This window comes from Trichocoleus sp. FACHB-90 (assembly GCF_014695505.1).
GTDB lineage: Bacteria > Cyanobacteriota > Cyanobacteriia > Cyanobacteriales > FACHB-T130 > Funiculus > Funiculus sociatus.
This window is the reverse complement of sequence record NZ_JACJOK010000078.1, coordinates 141,526-163,362: the sequence shown is the minus strand read 5'-3', so window position 1 is coordinate 163,362 and position 21,837 is coordinate 141,526. Positions and strand designations below refer to the sequence as shown.

Annotated in this window: 14 protein-coding genes and 1 pseudogene; 12 read left to right on the top strand and 3 right to left on the bottom strand. The window is 45.7% G+C overall.

Translation table 11 applies throughout. The features are described 5' to 3' along the window. Nucleotides 1-292: 292 nt before the first annotated feature. Nucleotides 293-1,930, bottom strand: coding sequence for an ABC transporter substrate-binding protein (locus H6F74_RS23255; RefSeq protein WP_190444512.1), 1,638 nt, complete (start codon nt 1,928-1,930; stop codon nt 293-295). Between the two features lie 352 nt (nt 1,931-2,282). Between H6F74_RS23255 and H6F74_RS23250 the strand changes: the two genes are divergently transcribed. The 3 genes and pseudogenes from H6F74_RS23250 to H6F74_RS23240 form a co-directional block, all read left to right on the top strand. After that, nucleotides 2,283-2,825, top strand: a complete 543-nt coding sequence (locus H6F74_RS23250; RefSeq protein WP_190444511.1) for a GIY-YIG nuclease family protein — start codon at nt 2,283-2,285, stop codon at nt 2,823-2,825. A gap of 59 nt (nt 2,826-2,884) precedes the next feature. Next, nucleotides 2,885-4,690, top strand: coding sequence for a serine/threonine-protein kinase (locus tag H6F74_RS23245; protein ID WP_190444510.1), 1,806 nt, complete (start codon nt 2,885-2,887; stop codon nt 4,688-4,690). Nucleotides 4,691-5,171: 481 nt separating this feature from the next. After that, nucleotides 5,172-5,387 (top strand): annotated as a pseudogene (locus H6F74_RS23240) (serine/threonine protein kinase); the annotation flags it as partial. Nucleotides 5,388-5,605: 218 nt separating this feature from the next. Here H6F74_RS23240 and H6F74_RS23235 read toward each other — a convergent pair. Further along, complete coding sequence (locus H6F74_RS23235; RefSeq protein ID WP_190444509.1) at nt 5,606-7,996, bottom strand: ATP-binding cassette domain-containing protein; 2,391 nt, start codon at nt 7,994-7,996, stop codon at nt 5,606-5,608. Between the two features lie 111 nt (nt 7,997-8,107). On the opposite strand from H6F74_RS23235, the gene H6F74_RS30680 reads away from it, so the two are divergent. Continuing rightward, nucleotides 8,108-8,242, top strand: a complete 135-nt coding sequence (locus H6F74_RS30680; RefSeq protein ID WP_277875851.1) for a hypothetical protein — start codon at nt 8,108-8,110, stop codon at nt 8,240-8,242. A gap of 387 nt (nt 8,243-8,629) precedes the next feature. Continuing rightward, complete coding sequence (locus tag H6F74_RS31165; protein ID WP_199301542.1) at nt 8,630-10,075, top strand: serine hydrolase; 1,446 nt, start codon at nt 8,630-8,632, stop codon at nt 10,073-10,075. Nucleotides 10,076-10,832: 757 nt separating this feature from the next. Here the strand turns inward: H6F74_RS31165 and H6F74_RS23225 are convergent. Beyond that, entirely contained in the window at nt 10,833-11,579 is a 747-nt protein-coding gene (locus H6F74_RS23225; RefSeq protein WP_190444508.1) for a creatininase family protein, read from the bottom strand. A gap of 170 nt (nt 11,580-11,749) precedes the next feature. Here H6F74_RS23225 and H6F74_RS23220 point away from each other — a divergent pair, with 170 nt between their 5' ends. The 7 genes from H6F74_RS23220 (at nt 11,750) to rplS (ending at nt 21,767) form a co-directional block, all read left to right on the top strand. Further along, the gene (locus tag H6F74_RS23220; RefSeq protein ID WP_190444507.1) at nt 11,750-12,502 is read left to right on the top strand and encodes a response regulator transcription factor; all 753 of its coding nucleotides are present in this window, start codon (nt 11,750-11,752) and stop codon (nt 12,500-12,502) included. Nucleotides 12,503-12,699: 197 nt separating this feature from the next. After that, nucleotides 12,700-13,998, top strand: a complete 1,299-nt coding sequence (locus H6F74_RS23215) for a HAMP domain-containing sensor histidine kinase (RefSeq protein WP_190444506.1) — start codon at nt 12,700-12,702, stop codon at nt 13,996-13,998. A 226-nt stretch (nt 13,999-14,224) separates the two neighbouring features. Further along, complete coding sequence (phoU, locus tag H6F74_RS23210) at nt 14,225-14,896, top strand: phosphate signaling complex protein PhoU (protein ID WP_347269547.1); 672 nt, start codon at nt 14,225-14,227, stop codon at nt 14,894-14,896. A 218-nt stretch (nt 14,897-15,114) separates the two neighbouring features. Beyond that, nucleotides 15,115-17,409 carry an alkaline phosphatase PhoX gene (locus H6F74_RS23205; protein WP_190444505.1) on the top strand — a complete coding sequence of 765 codons (2,295 nt, stop codon included), beginning with the start codon at nt 15,115-15,117 and terminating at the stop codon, nt 17,407-17,409. Nucleotides 17,410-17,594: 185 nt separating this feature from the next. Further along, the gene (locus H6F74_RS23200; protein WP_190444504.1) at nt 17,595-19,574 is read left to right on the top strand and encodes an iron uptake porin; all 1,980 of its coding nucleotides are present in this window, start codon (nt 17,595-17,597) and stop codon (nt 19,572-19,574) included. 461 nt (nt 19,575-20,035) lie between these two features. Further along, nucleotides 20,036-21,133: a phosphate ABC transporter substrate-binding protein PstS gene (pstS, locus tag H6F74_RS23195; protein ID WP_242022328.1), complete on the top strand. Its 1,098-nt coding sequence runs from the start codon at nt 20,036-20,038 to the stop codon at nt 21,131-21,133. A 271-nt stretch (nt 21,134-21,404) separates the two neighbouring features. Further along, the gene (gene rplS / locus H6F74_RS23190) at nt 21,405-21,767 is read left to right on the top strand and encodes a 50S ribosomal protein L19 (protein WP_190444502.1); all 363 of its coding nucleotides are present in this window, start codon (nt 21,405-21,407) and stop codon (nt 21,765-21,767) included. Nucleotides 21,768-21,837: the final 70 nt, after the last annotated feature.

The window sequence follows — 21,837 nt, the reverse complement described above, 5'->3', positions numbered from 1 at the left end:
ACGGGTTAGAGGGGATCTGTCCTTGTTTGCATAACGTTTTGATCCCCCCAACCCCCCTTGGAAAGGGGGGCTAAGAAGAAGTTGCACATGGTGTAGCCTTTCCCCACATTTTGATTTCCCCAACCCCTCTTGGAAAGGGGGGTTAGGAAGAAGTTGCACATGGTGTAACCTTTCCCCCCCTTCCCCGCAAAAAATATTTATTCGGTTTCCCTCTCCTCTTAGGAGAGGGTTAGGGAGAGGTGGGAAGGGGGTTGGGGAGATAGGTTTTTTATCCATATACTTACCCCTCTACTTAAATTGGATCGAATTGATATTTCGACCCGGCTGGCCCATTTTTACCGGGAACAGCTTTAACCAAAGGAACCTCATTGAGAACATTAAAATCGGTTGCAGTTCCCGTAATCGGGATACCAACTTGAAGTTGCTGCGATACTCCAGAACGGTTAGGATTTTGGCTGAAGGCAGTTGCTAAAGCTTGAGTAGCATCATAAGCTGTGGCAGTGCGCCAGCTGACTCTTCCTTTCCAAATTGTGGCGGCTTGATTCGCAAATGGATCGTTTGGCTGGGAACTCCAGGGAACCGCCAGTACGATGTTTTGAATTGCATCTCCCCCTTGGATTAAAATTGCAGGGTTATAAAGTTCGTCGCCGCCAATTAATTCTAAGGATTTATTAGCTTTAGCGATCGCAACCGCTTGATCGGCTTTGTTTTTACTTAGTGCCAAAAAGCCAATTTTCGCCCCAGCGTTGGTAACATCGGCAATGGTAGCAGCAGCATCAAAACCAGCAGCATTAATATCCACTTCTTTAACGACTTTGCCGTTAACTTGAGATAAAGCGGCTGTGAATTGATCTTTGAGTTGCTGACTGTATTGACTATCAGAATTGTAGAAAACGGCAACAGCAGCGGGAGATTGTTTGGAGTTTGCGTATTTCGCCAAGGTAGTACCAACAGTTTTTAGGTAACTTCCTAATAATTCGTTGGCTTTTTTGGCGAGAGAAATTGTTTGCAAAGTTGATTGACCGCTGCTATTGGGGGTAATGCTGGTGCTGATGGGAGAAAGTACGGTTAAGCCAGCTTGTTCGTAAAGCGCGATCGCTTGTTGACTTCCATTATCTACCCCATGTCCCAGCACTCCCAAAATATTCGGCGACTTAATCAAATCTTGCGCCAGGGAAGCTGCTTTTTGCGGTTCAATATCATTGACAATTACCACCTCCAACAAACGTCCAGCCGTCGGAGGCGAGGCGTTAAACTTGTCCTGATATTGCCCAACACCCCGAAGAACTTCTTTCGCTGTATCGGGGTTGGGGGTGACGGGAACCACAACAGCCATCGTCAGGGGATTTCCAGCTTTTTTAGCTTGGGCGTTGTTCAGGTAAATTTTGCTTTCCGGGTCGTTGGGGTTGGCGGTGACGGCTTGCTGGTATTGCGCGATCGCATCATCCCATTTCTTCTGGGCAAAAGCCAATGCCCCGGCTTGTTTTGCCGGATTTGTTGCACCCGCAAACAATATCTTTTCACCCTGACTAATCAGCTGGGCGTTTGCAGATGTATCGCTGACAATTGCTTGCGGATCTGCTGGCGCTACTGCTTCTGTACTAGCTGTGGAAGGTTCAGAAACGCTAGAAGTAACTTCCGCAGGCTGCTTCCCTTGTAAAACTTTATATAAACCCAATCCTGCTAACAGTGCGATCGCAATTCCCGCCACAATGAAAGCTAGTCGCGCCGACGACTTAGAACCGGGGATACTCGACACGACAGTTTTCTGACTTTTTTTGCCCCCCGCGATCATTGCCTCTTTAGGCAAGCCACACATAATACAGTCTGGCCCGTGATTTTCCTGGGGTGTATGGGGTTCAGTGCTAGGGTACTGTTGATGGTTATTTTTAGGTACACCGTCGCAAATCCATGTGCCTTGAGGATTCAACTTTCCCAATCTCCGTGATAACCCTTTTGGTCTTTACTTATTGTAGTAATTACCATCTTCAACCCACAGAGGGAATGTTCCACCCTTGTCTACCCTCTAAGTATTAATTGTTGTTACAAAAATATTTGGAGCGCGATCGCCCAAATAGGGGCATGGTAATTAAAAAGCCCCTACCGTATAGCAACGTTCTCTTGCCTAGACGATTTAATATATTTAGGTATGTAAGATGCGTTATGATGCGCTCCTCCCTCAAGTGTCACTCGCATTCATCTGGAAAAAATCTAAATAAAGATTATCAACATCCTAGATGCGCTCATAAAAAGTAAGATATAAAAATTTCCCGAAAATCTCAATGACTGATAACAACATTCCCCTTCTCGCCAGTTTAGAATACATCCCTTACATTGACGAAAACGGACATTTACCTGAGCAATGGCAGGGAAAAATTGGCGTATACGCAGTTTTTGATAATGAAAAAGTGCTGCAACTGATTAACTATTCTCGCGATATCTCAGTCAGCATCAAACAACATCTAGTGCGCCAACCTCAACACTGCTACTGGCTAAAAGCACACATTATCGAACGTCCTAACCGTACCATTCTCGAAAGCATTCGAGATGCTTGGATTGAAGAAAATGGTGCGATACCAGTGGGGAATAGTTCTGAAAAAGAAAAATGGAATGACCCCATCGACGCAAAACTAGCGATGACAGCCGAGGAGCAGGCGAAGTTTACGAGTCTAACGATAGATGAAATAGGACAAGCAAAACTGTTAAAAAATGTAGCACGGCGAGTTGAAGAAGAAATCTTCACAGAGCTGAAAGCCCGTGGCGTACAAGTGGAACTCCGCTTCAATCCCAAATTAAAAGAAAGTGGCTTACTTGACCTAAAATAATTGCGGCTCTAAAATTCCCGTTTCGTCTTGGCACAAACCCTCGCTTGTGATTTTATCTCATGCCCCCATTGCTGAACAATCGTTATAAAATTATCCAGACTCTGGGAAGTGGTGGATTTGGCAACACCTTTCTAGCAGAAGATACTCATATGCCTTCGGGCCGTCGCTGTGCAATAAAACAGCTGAAGCCAATAGCAAACGACCCCCAGATGTTCCTACAGGCTCAAACTCGTTTCCAGCGAGAAGCGGCAATTTTAGAGGATCTGGGTGAAGGTAGCAATCAAATTCCCAAGTTATACGCCTACTTTTCGGAAGCTGGGCAGTTTTGTCTGGTTCAGGAATTTATCGAGGGTCAAACGCTGACCAAGAAGGTGCAAGCCGAGGGAGTGCTTTCTGAGAAGGCGGTAAAGGATATTCTTGTGAGTTTGTTGCCAGTGCTGGATTTTGTCCACAGCAAGCGGATGATTCACCGGGATATCAAGCCGGACAATATTATTATCCGGCAACGGGATGGAAAGCCGGTGCTGATTGATTTCGGTGCTGTTAAGGAAAGTGTGGGCGCGGGGAATACTGCCGTAGGGAACGCCGTCGCCTCGATGGTGATTGGTACGCCTGGGTTTATGCCTTCGGAACAAGGAGTAGGACACCCAGTATTCGCCAGCGATTTGTACAGTTTGGCGCTGACGGCGATTTATTTGCTGACTGGGAAACTACCGCAAGATTTGCAGAGTGACCCACGAACTGGGGAGATTTTGTGGCATCAGTACGCATCGAATATGAGTCCCGGCTTTACGGCGGTGTTGGATAAGGCGATTCAGTCGCATCCACGCGATCGCTTTTCCACTGCCAGAGAAATGCTTGATGCTTTACAATCGAGTGCCGCTTTTACCCCAACTCCTGAACTTTCTAATGCAGCAACGATAGCGGTGTCTCCTGGTGCTGGCGCTAACACGCCTACTCCTGTATATCCGCCAACAGCAAATAACACACCGCCTGCCGTTGGTCAACCCCAACAGCGGAACCCTTTGCTGATAGGACTTTTAATTGCAGCTGGTTTGGTAAGTGTAGCTGTAGCTGGCACCTTTCTTTTTACCAGAAACCAGCAATCGCCGTCTCCGGTAGCGTCATCTTCTCCCCGCGCCGAGGAACCAATCCCCAGACAAACAGAACCAACCCCTTCACCAACGCCTGACAATTCGCCTGTAACCCGCGACGAACCAACACCTTCTGTAGCGATCGCGCCAACCCCGACACCAGAACCCGTGCGCGAACCGGAACCCGTGCAAACCGCTGAACCAGAACCAGTACGCGAACCGGAACCTACGCCAACCCCTGAACCCGTGCGTCCCACCCCGGAACCAGCACGTCCCACACCGGAACCAGCGCGTCCCACACCGGAACCCGAAAACAATAACCCAGCGCCAAACGTATCTACCAGCGTTCCAACATTTCAAGTAGGTACAGCCAGAAGCGACATACAAGCAGCACTCGGTAAGCCAAGCAGAGATGTTAGTGGTCTTTGGAGGACGCGCGCTGTAATTTATGAAGTGGTGCCAGATCAGATTGACCTTGGCTACTTATTCGATCGCACTTCTGGACGGCTTCGGCAAACAGAAGTATCCTTTGCCGACTCGGTAGCTCCTCAAACAATGTCAACCACATTGAATGGACTTTTACCCAGTGGTGCATCCCCAGATATTCGCCAGGGACTCCGACAAGTGCAACGGGGACGGCGCAGTTCTTATACTTTCACCCAAGGCAACTTAAGAGGAATGATTGTGCGGCAAGATTGTAATGTTATTTACATCAGTATTTGGGATGCAGATTTACATGAATTTAATGTTAGTTCTGCTCGAAAGTGTTGAAGCTAAAACACGATAACCTGAACATCTCACTTTTTTAAAGCGCAACAGCGACTAACGCCAAGGACGAACAAAGCAAGCCGTAGCTTAGCAGGATTTTAAGGTTGCTTATGCGGCCTTTGTTTGTATAGCATCAGGCTTTATTCTGAGCGAAGTAAATTATTTTTTTTGTCACAATTAAGTAGATGGGTAATAGAAACTACTCAGATGCGATCGCATCTACCATAATTGATATTTAGATACTGAGTGACACTGATGAGAGACAGGGTACTCTAGGTGCTATAGGAAAGAGGTAATTACCGTAGGACTTACGCACTTGGAGCCAGGAAATCAATTTCCTGGCTAAAAGCCCAAGTCAGTTGAAACTGACTAAAAAACCTCAAACCAACCCATTTCAATGGGTTTGAGCTTTGAGCCGGAACTTTAGTTCCCGGCAAATGCGTAAGTCATGTACCGATTACCAATTCAAAATTGGCATAAGTCAATGACACCAACACTCCTAAACAACCGCTATCGAATCATTCAGACTTTAGGAAGTGGTGGATTTGGCGATACCTTTCTCGCAGAAGATACCCAAATGCCATCGCAACGCCGCTGCGTGATTAAGCAGCTGAAACCGATAACAAATAACCCTCAAATTTACCAACTGGTGCAACAGCGGTTTCAACGAGAAGCGGCAATTTTAGAAGAACTTGGGGAAGAAAACCCTTAATAATACAGAAAATATCGCCTAAAACTTAAGAAAAATTTTAGGTTAAGTTGACTAACACCGAAACCTAACAAATGCTAGTCTACGAAGTTTTTTTGCTGTCCAACTAATGGCAGTTGAGATACTTGCCTCACAAGAGATAGATGTTTGATGTTTGTGGATTGGGCGACAGAATGCCCAACTTCTATGGCGCCAGAATTGATTGATAATTAAAAAATATCTTTTCGCTTTTGTAACCACCAAGTTACTATTAAATAAACTAAAGCGTGCAGCAACAAGATACCCCAATTTAAACCCAAATTATCCCATGTTGCAGCGTAAATTGGTGTCCTTTCAAACGGCATTGGAGCCAGCGTACCATTAGGTAAATAAATTGGGTCGGGAACCATAGCATTAATATTTACCAAAGAACCATAAGCGCCAACAGACCAGCGGCTTAACATTAGCCATGATAATTTACTGGCGAAGCCTTCCATCTTAAATAAGACACCGGAAAATATAATTTGAGGTAATAAAAGTAGAGGTAAAGCACTATTGGCTTGACTGCTATTTTTTACAATAGCTGAGACAAGTAAACCCAAACTCATGCTAGTGACAAGAGTAAGAAAAGTAGTAGTTGCAAGTCCGACAGCCCACGGAATTAACTCAGGAGTAGGAGATTTAAAAAATATTAAAATTACCAGTGACATTAACAAACTTTGGAGTAAGGCAAGCCCCGAAAGTATGAATATTTTAGAACCGAGATAGGGAATTACTCCTAAATTTACCAATCTTTCTCTCATGTAAATAGCCGCTTCTTTCACAATTTCTTGCAAGGAACTGGAAAGCCCAACCCAAATAGCGGCACAGGTAAAGACAAATAATACTCGCAATGCTAAAGGTGCGAGACTTGGGTCAGATTCGCTACCTAAAACGAGGGGATTTTTACCTTGAATTGCCAAAGGAATCAAGGCAATACCGATGGGAGCAGTTAAAAGGGATAATCCTAGATAGATGCGATCGCGTCTGACCAGCTTAAAATAGCGATCGCTTAATATAGCCAGCTGCTTAAAAGGAGAAATATTAACTTTCTTCGGCGTTTCATCGTTTTGTTGTATAACCTGAGTTCCACCACCGATGTAATTGCCGATATAATTTTGATAATCAGGAGATTTGTGAAAATTTACCGAAATCTGCTTGACAGTTGCCTCTGTTTCTGCGTCCGTTTCCTTCTCCAACTGAGTATAAATATCGGCAAAATCGCCAGTTGTAATCCCAAAAAACTTTAGCGCGTCATTAGGAGAACCAAAGTAACAAAGCCGTCCGCCGCGACCGAGAAAGATAATGCGATCGCATATTTTAATATTCGCCGTTGCATGAGTAACTAGAATAATCGTGCGTCCCTCCAAAGCCAATTTCCGCAACAGCTGCATCATCTTCTTATCCAAACCAGGATCAAGTCCAGAAGTCGGTTCATCCAAGAAAAACAACTTTGGATCAGCTAAAAGTTCTACCCCAATACTGACTCGCTTCCGCTGACCGCCGCTGAGATTTTTTATTAGCCCATCCCGCCAATGAGACATTTCAATATCTTTAAGCGTTTTTTCTACCACCTGTTCCACATCCGTATCTGGCGGTAATCGCAACGATGCTGCATAAGAAAGCACTTCCGCCACCGTTAAATCCCGGTGCAAAATGTCATCTTGAGGCACATACCCAATTTGGGTGCGATAAATATTAAAGTCCTTTTGCAAATTATCCCCATTGAGATAAACCGCGCCGCTAGCCGTCTCCTCAATCCCTAACAGCGCCTTCAGCAACGTAGATTTCCCAGTTCCACTTCCGCCCACCAAAGCCACAAATTGTCGCGGTTCAATTGCCAGAGAAATGTCATCCAGCCGCCCTTTTATTACCAGATTCTCAGCATCAAGGCGAATTTTATCGCCTTGGTCGAGTATCATCAAATCATCACCGCGCAACACCAGGGTAAACGGCCCAATCCGAATCATGGCACCCGGTTGTAGCACTGCCGAACCTGTCACTTTTTGCCCATTTACAAACACACCATTTTGACTATGATCTTGCAAAATATAGCGCCCCTGAGCATCAGCATCAATGGCGGCGTGGCGACGAGAAACTATCGGCGCATCCAATTGCAAAATGGCATTACCGGAGGGTTCGCGACCTAGTTCCACCGACTGATTTTTTAGGGAGATAGAACGCAGCAGGGGTTGCGTTGCTGTCTGAGAACTGGAAGGATTAAAATATCGCAACTGAATTAAGTTTTGGGGATTCTGTCCAATATGAATTTCAGTGGCGTTTTCCAGGCGATGCCCTTCAGTTGGTGTTATCCGCGTGTGATTGAAAAACAGCCCATTGGTACTGCGCTTGTAACCATCCCCGTCATGGATGCGGTAGTCATCCCCTTCCTTACGTAACACAGCGTGACAACCAGAGATTACTCCCCAGTCATCAGGAAGCACCAAATCGGCCCGTTCAGGGTCGCGGCCCAGGAAATGTTGATTTTCCTTCAGTTCAAAACGTTTGATCTGCCCTTTATTATTTAGAACTATGAAGGGACTTGTGCTGACAACGGTTGGCTTGCCGGGTTTGCGGATCATTTCAAGTAGTTGTTAGTTGTTATTCTTTACTGGTTAGGCTTAAGATATTTATCCATGATATCTGCATTTTTAAGCTGCCACCATAGTTGAAACATCAGAGTGTTTTTGCTTATGAAAATTGAAGAAGTATTATCCTATAGAGGCATTATTCATTTGGACACAGATATTAAGAATGTTATTCCTGTCTTTGTCGGAACCCGTGCGCCATTAAAGGCACTTTTCGACAATCGCGAAGAAGATAGTTAGATAAACTTATGGCGTTTCCCTAGATGAAAAATTGAATATTTCAAATCTTTATACGCCTGAATAAAATTTTTTTCATACTTTAGCCAAATCTTCTTTATATTAAAATTTGAGTAAAATAAAAAAATGCTAACGTTTTCTAATACTCGCACTGATAAATTATTAACGAGCTAAATCATATAATCAAATTCTAAAACAAGGTATAGCAATTTCCCTCCATTTATGAAACTCTCTTTTTTCTCTCCCTCGGCGCCTCTGCGCCTCTGCGGTTCATTAATATCCCTATAAATCGGATTGCCGTATGAACAAGCCTCCGAAACCACGCCATATTTCGGTAATTAATTTACTCAAAAATTGCTTCAAGATCCAAAATTGTAAAGGGTGTAGATAGTGCGTCCAAAACCGCCACCAGGATGGGATGAGATTGACGAAGAGATTGCCGAACTGGAGGCAGAACTTGACCATACTTATCAAGTAATTGAAAATTTACGGTTGCAGAATGTGCAACTAAAAAAACAAATTGATTACTTAAAAAAGCGCGAAAAGCAACAACAGAACAAACTTAAAAGAAAGCGGGTTCCACCGCCAAGTTCGCCCAACCGAAAGCCTAAACCAAGACAAGCTTCAGGTAAAACTCCTAAGAGGCGCGTATCTAAACGCCGGGTTAAACTTTCTTGTCTGCAATTTATCTTACTAGCGATCGCAGTTGCTACAATCTTCACAACTCTAGGATTATTTGTCACTCGCCTAATAATTCAGCGTCCGACAAGGCCATCTGTCGAACCATCCCCAACTGTGCCACAAACGCTGTATTTACCTCCTTCCCCACCGATATTTTCAGACTTACCTCAAGCAGCCTCACAACCAGTTCCCTCGCGTTTACCAGGACGAGAAAATTCCGAAGTTGTCTATAACCTCACGTCCCCACCAAGCTTTCAGCAAAGCGCCAGATTGCAAGAAATTGTTGATGGAATTGTGAGACTTGTTGCTGCTAGGGATTTTCCTAAGAAACCTTTATCTATCACCTTAATAGATGTAAAGCGTAAAGAAATTGCCGGATATAGACAAGATCAATTGCGATATCCTGCCAGCGTGATTAAAATGTTTTGGATGACGGTTGCTTATGCTCAAATAGAAAACAGCATTTGGGAAAATGAGGGTGATTTTAATATATATATATCTAAAATGGTTCAGGATTCTGATAACCAGGCGGCTAGTTTCATTCTTGACAGTATAACCAACACCGAATCTGGTTCAAGAAAATCAGAAGCAGAATTTCAAGTTTGGCTAAATAAACGTCAACAAGTTAACAGATTTTTTCAAGCCGCAGGCTATGAGAACATCAATATCAACCAAAAGACTTATCCCGTTTATTACCTAAAACTTCCAGAACCGAAAGGTATCGATTTGCAGATGCGAGGAGATCCGCAAAATCCTATCCGCAATCAAATAACAACAGACCACGCCGCCAGACTTATTTACGAAATTTGCGCGACTGGAGAGGCTGTTTCACCAGCAGCAAGCGAAAAAATGTGCGGATGGCTAATACGAGATTTGCGTCCGGAAGTTTGGAAAAAACAGTGGCAAGATCCTGGTGATTTTAACCCTATACGAGGTTTTTTTGGCGAGTCTTTAACTAAGGCTGATGTAAAGTTCGCTTCCAAAGCTGGCTGGACTTCCAATTCACGGCAAGAGGTAGCTTTTGTGGTGACGAAAGATGGCGAAACAGCTTATGTTCTGGCTGTTTTTGGTAACGATGACACTTATGCTAATGATGGGAAAATTTTTCCTAGAATTTCTCGTTTAGTTTTTAAACGAATGAGAGCTAGTAATTAACGGTAATGATTTAATCGCGATCGCGTCTTTGAAACTCATCGTGCGTCAGCCTGTCGCGATCGCATACCCACCGTCATAAAACTTTACTTTTCCATACCCGCGATAAGCCCGTCGCCTCTCCGATTGTTTTCACATAGCTGTATGCTCATCTCATAGGTTCAAAAACCGTCATCAGAACAAATACTAGAACTTCATACAATCTTCACGCAATTATTTCTGTGTTAGTACCTATAGAAACCGCTTCAGCTAAGGAAACAAGCTTATTTTGTCAGTATATTTACCTTGCTTGTATAAAAATAAGTGCCTTTTTTTGATGAAGATTCCGTATAACTACTAGAAATTTATAGGTACGCTATGTAGTATTTGATAAATAGACTTGTGTTTATAAAAATTATGTACAACTCTCAAGAAGCATCATCCCTAAGTAAGAGTTTTAACACACAGAGTGAATTTGTTTTCCCAAACCAGATCAAAATTAGCCGCCGAACCCGCCGCTTAGTATTTTCTGGGTTCCTGCTGTTGACGGTTGTAGGTTCTATTTTGGGAATATTGTTAGGAGGGGGGCTGAGTATAGGCATGGCTATACTCGCTTTTATTGTCTTGTGGACAATATTGATTAGTGTTAGTTCAAGTTGATTGTCTGTTGGGCCTGTGCGAATTAGGGAACCCCAATCATCTTTAATATTTGTTGGGTTTTTACTTCAAACGCCACGCACCCCCGTGCGAGGGTGACTTCCATTCCCTACAACTACAACTCTTATTCCGCATTCAAAAATTCTAAATACCCATTGCTGAGTTCCTTCACAGCTAATTCATAAAACTGCTTGCCGTGTTCGGGTGTCGCCAAAGCAGGATTAGAACCCATGCGCCCATCAGGATAACGCACTCGGAAGTCAGCAGCACCATAAATTTTGTATCCAGAATTAACTTCCGCTGCAAGAGGTGCTTGCTTAATCGCTTGTGGATAGACATATTGAGTTACAGCAACTTCACTAGGCGTAGCGTGAGAGCCTTCTTGGTCGCCGTATAATTCTTTTGCCAGTTTGTAGACCGATCCGCACATGAACCAGTTACCTACTTGACACTTTACTAAGTGGGCATTGGGAAGATTTAAGTCCGCTAAATGAGCATAAGTCTCAGCGAAAGCAGCCTTCAGCGTCGCAATATTGCCACCATGACCATTAATAAAGAAAAACTTGGTAAAACCAGCTTTAGCTAAACAAGTAATATATTCTTGAATCACCTGAATCATTGTGCTGGGGCGCAAGCTAATCGTACCGGGAAAAGCTGTGTGGTGCAAAGCCATACCAACATTGATGGTAGGGCCAACAATTGCGCTGATAGATTCTCCCACACCACGAGCGATCGCTTCGGCACAAATCGCATCCGTCCCAATCAACCCAGTAGGCCCGTGTTGCTCTGTCGAACCAATCGGTAAAATAATTCCGGTAGAGCTGACTAAATAAGCTTCTACTTCAGTCCAGGTACTTAAGTGCAGCAGCATATAGGGTAAGGAGTGCTTTCTCTCTCGTCAGGATCGCCAGATGCCTCAATTAATAGCGCATCGACTCTATCCTAGCTAGGTTGTGGAATTGTATACCAGAAGATAAATCCTTAGGGCAGCGATTTTATTGTATGAATGAGGATGGAAATATACTCTCTAGTTTCCCTATTATGCTTTCTCTAGACCTACCGAAGAGTGCTTCTAGTCCAGAACTAGGGCGAACCAGTAAAGTTCTGGTTGTTGAAGATGAGGATCTCATCCGAGAAATGTTAGTTTTGGCTCTAGAAGAAGAAGGCTACGAGGTAGTCACAGCCGCCGACGGACGTAACGCTTTAAACTTTCTTCAGAGTGAATACCCGGCTAGTATAGACTTCCCGTTTGATTTGGTCATTCTCGATTTAATGCTCCCGCAAGTCAATGGGCTGGATTTATGCCGTTTGTTGCGTTATCAAGGCAACCCAGTACCGATTCTGATTCTCAGTGCCAAAGCTAGCGAAACTGACCGCGTTTTAGGCTTAGAAGTAGGAGCCGATGACTACCTAACGAAGCCCTTCAGTATGCGCGAATTGGTGGCGCGGTGTCGTGCCTTGTTGCGCCGCCAACGCCTGGGCAATTTGCCCCAAGCCCCAGTGCTGCAATTTAAGGATGTCACACTTTATCCTCAAGAGTGCCGCGTAGTTGTTCGGGGAGAGGAGGTTAACCTTTCGCCAAAGGAGTTTCGACTGCTGGACTTATTCATGAGTTATCCTCGCCGAGTTTGGTCGCGTGAGCATTTGATCGATCAGGTGTGGGGCCCCGATTTTGTTGGCGATAGTAAAACAGTTGATGTTCATATTCGCTGGTTGCGAGAAAAATTAGAACGCGACCCCAGCCACCCAGAATACATCATTACAATACGCGGCTTTGGCTATCGCTTTGGCTGAAAAAGTGTTGAGTTTTGAGTTTTGAGTTTTGAATAGAAAGTAGGCATTAGCTGATCGTAATTGTCATGATTCAGAGATTTCTGTAATATCTGATACCTAACCGAAATGTATAAGGGAGGGTTAATCGGAAATTAAGCTTTACGATTAAACTAATTGCTTTAATTCAAAATTCAAAACTCATAATTCAAAACTTTTTTATGACCCTTCTGGCATTTTTCCTGGGGCTGGCTTTAGGAATAGGATATTGGCACTGGCGGCAAAACAAGCTCTACCGACAGTTGGAGCAAATTCTGCGGTTGCTGCCCTCAGGAGCAGAGGGGGTGTCCTTACCGCTACTGTCTCTACTGCGGCGAGGAATCTCCCTCTCTAACCAGCATTGTGTTGAGCTAGAAACCCAACTGAAAATCGATCAACAAATTCTGCAAGTTGCCCCTTTGGGATATCTTCAGGTTGATGAAGAAAACCAGCTAATTTGGTGTAACGAGCAAGCGCGGCTATTGTTACAGCTTCACCGATGGGAACCAGGACAGGTGCGCTTGCTGCTGGAGTTAGTACGTTCCTATGAACTCGACCATCTGATTGAGCAAACTCGTCATCAGCAAAAACCTGGTGAGCAAGAGTGGGTTTTTCATCCAGACTGCGCGGATGCGGCGATAATTGCTGAAATGCGTAGTCTCACCTTACGAGCATCCAGTTGGCCTTTACCAAACGGGCAAGTGGGAGTATTTCTGGAAAATCGGCAACCTCTGGTAGAACTTTCCCAAGCACGCGATCGCTGGGTAAGCGATCTCGCCCACGAACTCAGAACCCCCCTCACCTCCATTCGTTTAGTAATCGAAACCTTACAGAAACGCTTGCAGCAAGACAAAGAGCGTCAGTGGGTTGACCGCCTCCTGCCAGAAGTTAATCGGTTGATTAACCTAGTACAGGATTGGCTAGAACTGAGTCAGCTAGAGCAAGACCCCAGCAAACATCTTTCTCTCAAATCAGTAGAACTGCAAAGCTTAATTCATTCTGCCTGGGAAACCCTAGAGCCATTAGCGCGAAAAAAGCAACTGAGCCTGAAATATTTTGGCCCCCATACCCTTTACCTAAAAGCCGACTCTTCCCGCCTCACCCAAGTTTTTCTCAACTTACTCGACAACAGCATTAAATACAGCCCCGACCAAGGCACCATCCACATTGAAGTAAATCTCCTTCCGACAGAGGATGCCCCCCACTCAGTGCAAATTAATATAATTGACTTTGGCACCGGCTTCCCAGAGTCCGATTTGCCCCATATTTTTGAGCGACTTTATCAAGGAGATCCCTCTAGGCGGCGACACCACGAGTTGTCTGGAACTTCGGAAGATTTGCCAGCGCGGGTAACGACTGGCAGCGGTTTAGGTTTAGCGATCGTGCGTCAAATCATCTTGGCGCATGGCGGTTTGGTCAAAGCCAGAAATCATTCAGAAACAGGCGGCGCATGGTTACACATAGAATTGCCTTTGTCTTAATCCCCGATTGCCATTCCAAGTTAGCCACTTCCACTCAGGAAATAAGCCTTAAATTCCTAGCACAGTCAAATCATTTCTGTATTAAATGTAGTTTTTGATACTTGTACTTAAAATTTACATCTATCTTTAGATAGTATTTATTAAAGTCTATAGACATACAGCCAAATTAAAAAATTTCAGCCATTGTAATGTAGAGATAACTGTCCTTTTTTCCTCACTAGCAGCTGTGGTAAATCTTTCCTCTAAACACGGCAATTCAGAACGTATCCAATTCGAGCGAAAAACCAGGAGCTTAGCAAGAGATGTTTTGCGGATGGGAGCCTTAGTAGAAAACTCCTTTCGTCTGGCGCACCAAGCTTTATTTTCTCGCAACCTGGAGGCTGCAAGGGAAATTCCCTTGCTAGATAAAGAAATTGACCGCTTTTATCGCCAAATCGAACTAGATTGTTCTACTCTCATGACTTTGGAATCCCCAGTAGCACAGGATTTGCGCCAGCTAAGTGCCTATATGCAACTGGTGCGAGACTTGGAACGAATTGGTGATTATGCCAAAGACTTAGGAGAGATTGCCGTTAAACTCTTTCCTTATCCGCCTCATTCTTGTCTGCCTGAGATTGAAGCTATGGCTCATCATGCCCAAGCCATGTTAGCGTCGAGTTTAGTGGCACTGGCAGATTTGGATGCCGCCGCGGGGAAGGCTATCAAGCAGCAGGACGATGCCGTTGATACCGCCTACGAAACCGTTTATCAGACCTTAGCCTTTCAGCGGGATATCAAAGGGGTGATTGAGCCAATTCTGCTAATGGTGTTGGTGATTCGTCACCTAGAACGGATGGCAGATCATGCTACTAATATTGGGCAACGAGTGGCATATATTGTTACTGGTACTCGCTCTTAAAGTTGTTTGTCTGAGGTGCCTTGGTTTGCAGCCGGACGCGGAGCTTCCTCTTCTTCATTCCCAGTCCGCAGCCTGGGAATGAGAATGAGTCATGGCTTAACCTGAAGATTACCAGATGCTAACTTACTACTAAACTTGCCCATATAAAATGTGGTGTCAATATTGAAGACGCATCATATTAGTCCTAAGATAGTTGCCGTAACCCACACATTCAGTTAATGAAGCTCAGGCGCAGAGATTTCTTGCTTTTCTTGGGAGGGAGTGTCGGTGTCGTCACCTTGGGGTCTCTCAAATCTTGTGGAAAAAATTTCCCGTTTTTAGCAGAATTTAACCAAGGAGTAAAGAAACTAGGTTTCAAACCAGTTAAGGGAACAATGCCCTTGGCAACTGACAACCTAGAATTAACCAAGCAAATCGCAGATTACACGACGTATGAAGTGGTAGATGACTTGGTGTTGCCGGAAGGCTTTACTTATGATGTTGTTGCTGCTTGGGGCGACAAAGTAGGGGATTCTCGCTTTGGCTATAATAACGACTATTTATCTTTCGTCGAGACGGGCAAAGATGAAGGGTATCTCACTGTCAATTTTGAGTACATTAGTGCGATTCCCTGGTTAGAAACATATCAGCAGGTAATTGGTAAGCCTCTACCTTTGTCCCAGGTACAAGCGGCGCTTCAAGAAGCTGGGAAGGATGGAATTAATGCTTATGCTTTGCCAGATAATAACCCGACAAAGGCACAAATCAGAGAGATTGTCAAGGAAGCTCTGATAGACCAGGGAATGGGTGTAATTTCCATTCGCAAAGATGCTAACGGGAAATGGGTGCGGACAAATTCCCCATCTGACCGACGGATTAGTGGGATTTCTGGTTTAGAAGATGGTCGGTATCTGAAAGCCACCGGGCCTGCTGCGGCTGTGTTTCGCAAAAAGCAGGGGATGGGCTATGTAGATGGATTAGGCGATCGCATAATTGGCACCTTTGGCAACTGTGCTGGCGGAACAACGCCTTGGGGTACGGTGCTGAGTGGGGAAGAAAATTTTCAGGTGCAGGTGCCGGAACCAGTGTATGCCGATGGTACAGCTTTCGCCCCCAAAGAGCGCACCGTGACTATTGACGACGAGGAAGTGTCTGGTCAGGGTAATGTATTCGGATTAGCTGGGAACAAATATGGCTGGATTGTGGAAGTAGATCCAGCAAATCCCAAAGATTACGGTACTAAACACACTTGGTTAGGACGCTATCGCCATGAAGCGGTGGGGGTGCGAGTTGAGACTCTTAAACCACTGGCATTTTATTCAGGATGCGATCGCCGTGGCGGACATATCTACAAATTCGTCAGCCAAGACGTTGTTAACAATCCCCAAGACAAAGCCAATTCCCAGCTACTAAAACAGGGAATGCTTTACGCCGCTAAATTTAACCCAGACGGTTCAGGGCGTTGGATTCCCCTTTCCCCAAACACCCCCATCGATCCAGATTTGCCTAGCAACATCGCTGGGGAGATGATTCCCTTACCCCAAAGAAACGGGGGAGACAAGAGGCAAACAGAGGGAGAAACTGATAAGACTAAGTCCCCAGTCCCCAGTCCCCAGCCCCCAGCCCCCAGCCCCTCTGCTGGCTACTTCAAAGCTGATAAAGATGAACTCAGCATCAGTTTCAAACAGCAGTTCAAGACGCTAAATGACCTCTACACTGGCAACCCAGAAGAGAAACAAGGGGCAATTCTAATTGATGCCCATTATGCCGCCAATGCTGTTGGGGCAACCTGTACCGCCCGCCCAGAAGACACAGAAATTGCGCCAGATGGTTCGCTTTACATCTCCTTTACCTCCGGTTCCCCCGGCGGCGACGGCGGGCCAGACAAGCGCATCTTCAAGGGGCCAAAGGGAGAAATACCTTATGAGTATGGCTGGGTTATGCACCTAATTGAAGATGGCAACGAGCCAGGGGCGAAAAGCTTCCGCTGGCAGATGTTAGCCACAGGAGGCGAACCTGCTCTTGGAGGAATGGGTTTTTCCAATCCAGACAACCTCTTGATTGCTCCAGACGGTAATGTTTGGATGGTTACAGATATGTCCACCTCCCAACACAACAAAGCCGTTCTCAGCCGCGCCGATGCTGAGGGTAAGCCGCTTGAAGAAACTAACTTACAAGGGCTATTTGGCAACAACTCCATCTGGTTTATTCCCACAACTGGAGAGAATGCAGGTAAGGCGTACTTGTTCGGTATGGGGCCAATGGAGTGCGAAACAACTGGGCCATTTTTTACCCGCGACCAGCAGACATTGTTCCTCGCGGTGCAACACCCAGGCGAAGCCAATGGCATTCGCAAAAACCAGGCTACAGAAACTCGTCAATTTGCCATGAAAACTGTAGATGGTCAAGATTTCATCCAAAATCGGGCAGTGCCAATAGGCTCTAACTGGCCTGGGAAAAATGCCAATGACCCGCCCAAGCCTGCGGTGGTTGCCATTCGTCGGTCGGATTCTCAACCGATTACCTCAGTATGAGCCGACTTAATAATTACTAGGAGCAACCGTAAAATGGGGGATAGGGAGGAGGTGAACAGTGTAATCCTGAAAACAGACGTGTAACAAGTTTGGTGGTAAGGTAAAATTTTGTGAAACGTTCTCAGAAGTGTTCCATTAAATCCGGAACGTTCTCGGTGAGTCCAGTTAGGTGTGAGGAAGAACTAATGTTTAATTTTGTCTGGAATGCTCTAAAACTGGGGCCAGCCTTATTGGGTGCATCTTTATTAATTGCAACTAGCACCCTCGCCGCCCAGAAACCTGCCGCCGAAAACGCGATCGCTCCAATGGCACCAGCTGCCGAGAGTGAAGCAGCTGATACACAAGAAACGATTGTTCAGTCGAGCGAAGCGGCTCAGGAACAGTTAAAGGAAATTGCGATCGCGCCTGTTGCCCAAGAAACTCAGCAGCCCCAAATTGAGCAACTAGCTGCCCAACAAAATATCAATATTGCTCCGGTAGCTGAGACACCAGTAGCCGAAAACGCAAGTCCAGCGCCAGTTGTGGCAGAAAGCACAACCGTGGCACAAACACCCGTAAATAGCGCTCCAGCAGCTCAAAACACAGAAGTTTTAGAACAAATCAACCGCTACAACGGTGAAACTGGTTCCTCTGATTCGATGGATCAAGTAACCAACATTTCCCAGTTGCGGGACGTGCAACCGACTGACTGGGCTTATGAAGCACTGCGAAGCCTAGTTGAGCGTTACGGTTGTATTGCAGGTTATCCCGATGGCACCTATCGTGGCAATCGCGCTCTTTCGCGGTTTGAATTTGCCGCCGGATTAAACGCTTGTTTGCTGCAAATTGAAAAATTGATTGCCGCTTCCACCGCAGATTTCGTTACCAAAGAAGATTTGGCAACACTTCAGCGGTTGATTGATGAATTTGGGGCAGAACTGGCAACCCTGCGGACGCGGGTAGACAACCTGGAAGCTCGCACCAACTTCCTAGAAGAAAATCAGTTTTCTACCACTACCAAACTGGCTGGTGAAGTTATCTTCGCAATTGCTGATGCCTTTGGCGAAGACAGAGCTGTAGCTTCTGGTCAGCCTGATTCAGATCAGGATATAGAAGCAAATACCATTTTAGCCAACCGGGTACGTCTGAACTTTGACACCAGCTTCACGGGACGCGATCGCTTGAGAACTCGCTTGGAAGCTGCCAACATCCCCTCGTTTGGTTCGGCTCTAACTGGCACCAACATGACTCGCTTGGGATTTGAGGGAACAGGCCCGCTCAATAATGAAAACAACGACGTTGCCGTTGACGAACTTTACTATCGCTTCCCCGTCGGTCAAAGACTAACTGTTCAACTTGATGCCGTCAGGGGTGAGTTCAACGACACGGTTATCCCCACCGTCAACCCCTACTTTGAAAGCAGCGGCAGTGGCTCCATCTCCCGCTTCGGTCGTTTCAACCCCATCTATCGGTCTGGGAACCCAACTGGCGCAGGTGGCGGCGGTGGCGCATCCTTCAACTACAGCATTAGCAAAGCCTTGTCCTTGTCTGGGGGTTACTTTGCCCGACGTTCCAACGACCCAGGCGAAGGTCGCGGTCTATTTGACGGTACATATGCTGCTCTGGGTCAGTTGACCTTCCAGCCTAGTGAGGCCTTCTCCTTAGGTCTAACTTATGTCCACGGCTACTATTCTGGCAGTAATAACGATGTCAGCGTCTCAGCAGGTACAGGCAGTAGCTTTGCTAATACGCCTTTTGGTGGTGGAGTTGCTACTACATCCAATTCCTACGGTGTGGAAGCCAACCTGCGCCTCAGTCCTCGCTTCTCCCTGGGCGGTTGGGTAGGTTATACCAACGCCGTTGCTGAAACCAGTCCCGCAGGCCCGGCAACGCGAGGATCTAATGCAGACATTTTTAACGCTGCTGTGAACGTGGCTTTCCCAGACTTGGGTAAACGAGGCAACCTGCTGGGTTTTGTCTTCGGTATACCACCTAAAGTTACCGATAACGAGGTGACTGGTCGTGAAGATAACGATACCTCTTACCATCTAGAAGGTTTCTATCGCTTGCGGGTGACTCCTAACATCGCTATCACCCCTGGTCTGATCGTGATTCTGAATCCAGAACACAACGATAACAACGATTCCATCTACGTAGGAACGATTCGGACAACCTTCACGTTCTAAAAAAAGAAAAAAGGCAAAAAAAGAATTTTTCATTTTTGCCTTTTTTCTTTTAGATGATTGCCTCTCATTGATTGGTATCAACTTTTCTCGTTTCCAGTTTCGGCTGGGAACGAGAAATCAGAGATTGACTGAGATTAGGAAGTTTATGAGGTTACTTTAAACTTCTCAATCCGCTTGGCTAAAGCCTTCTAATCATCCCCATCCTGATTGCTTAACCTTGATATTACCAATAATTTACCTTTGCATAACCTTGCACAACTAGCATGGGATGGAAAATGGGAGCATCAAGAGTTTTGTAAATACATAACTCTTGTGGGGTGTGGGATCGGCTTTCATCCGCTACTGGTGCGTCGGTGGTACACCAGAGGTTATCACCACCTTTTTTAGATGCACTCGAAAAATTTTGGCAATCATTCAGCGTCAGCTTTTACCAAAACTCAAAGATTAGTATGTTTTCTTCAATGCGTTCAACACGAAAGGCTTTTGTATTTTCTGCGATCGCCCTCTCCATGAGTTTGAGTGGTTGTCCTTCAAACAACCCACCAGCTTCCCCGCCAGCAGCAACTGGTGGTAGCCCTGCTCCTGTCGCCAACGCTGGTGGGGGCGGCGGTGGCAATGCCAGCCTCACTGGTGCTGGTGCTAGTTTCCCCGCTCCTTTATATCAGCGGTGGTTTTCTGAGTACAACAAGCAAAATCCCAACGTCCAAGTCAGCTATCAATCCGTTGGCAGTGGCGCTGGGGTAGAACAGTTCACCCAGGGAACTGTGGACTTTGGAGCCAGCGATACAGGCATGAAGCAAGAGGAAATCGCCAAGGTTGCCAAAGGTGCTGTACTGTTACCTATGACAGCTGGAAGCATTGTCTTAGCATACAATCTTCCTGATGTCAAAGGGCTGAAGCTACCACGCGCAGTTTACACCGATATTTTCTTGGGCAAAATTAAGACTTGGAATGACCCCAGAATTGCCCAAGCCAATCCTGGATTGACATTACCAGACAGACCAATTACGGTTATACATCGCTCTGATGGTAGTGGCACCACCGCCGTCTTCACAAACCACCTGAGTGCAATTAGTCCAGATTGGAAAGGCGGTCCCGGCGCAGGTAAAACTGTCAACTGGCCTGTGGGAGTTGGTGCTAAAGGTAACGAAGGTGTCACCGCCCAGCTGCTACAAAGCGAAGGCGCAATCGGGTACGTTGAGTACGGCTATGCCAAGCAACAAAATATACCTGTAGCAGCTTTGGAAAATAAAGCAGGCAAGTTTATTGATCCCAGTGGCGAAGCTGCTGCCAACACTCTAGCCGCAGCAACTCTACCAGCAGACTTGCAGGTTTCCATCACCGATCCAGAAGGGGACAATTCTTACCCAATTGTTACCTATACCTGGATCATGGCTTACAAAACCTATGAAGACCCCCAAAAGGCACAAGCCTTAAAGAACGTTCTCAACTGGAGCTTAACTGAGGGGCAAAAATACAGCGAGGAACTGGGATACGTGCCTCTTCCCGCGCCAGTCGTCCAGAAGGTTCAAGCAGCGGTTAATAGCATTCAACCGTAAAAAGGCTCTCGTTAGCTCCCCCCAATCCAAAAGTAAATTGGGGGCTAATTTCCAAATCAAAAAGGGGAGTTGGGGCGATCAAGTCTTAAGCGAAAAGTATTGATATGCCGCTACTGCCCTTAAAAGGCAGAAGGTAAAAATGAGGAATTCTTCAATTTTACCTTCTGCCTTTTTCTTTCTAAATGCCCACCCTACTTAAGTTGGGATTAGCTATAGACAAACAACCGGGCATTAAGATAAACTAGGAGGCTGTGAGTTTTTTACAAAACCAATGAATGCTCAGGAAATAATTCGCTCAATTGAAGCGGAGCAACTGAAAAAGCAGCTACCCATAATTTATGTGGGAGACACTGTTAAGGTTGGGGTAATTATCCAAGAAGGCGGCAAAGAACGGACGCAGCCATACGAAGGTGTTGTTATCGCTAAAGGCGGTAGCAGCATAAACTCCACAATTACCGTGCGGAGAGTATTCCAAGGGGTAGGCGTTGAGCGAGTGTTTTTGCTTCATTCTCCCAGAATAGAAAACATCAAAATTATTCGCCGTGGTAAGGTGCGTCGTGCTAAACTGTATTACCTACGCGATCGCATTGGTAAAGCCACTAGGGTTAAACAACGGTTTGACCGCAACTCGTAGTTGAAATTGGAAAGGTTATTTCCGATTGATGCCACAAGAGGTTAAACTGGAAACTAGAGAAGTTTAGGCG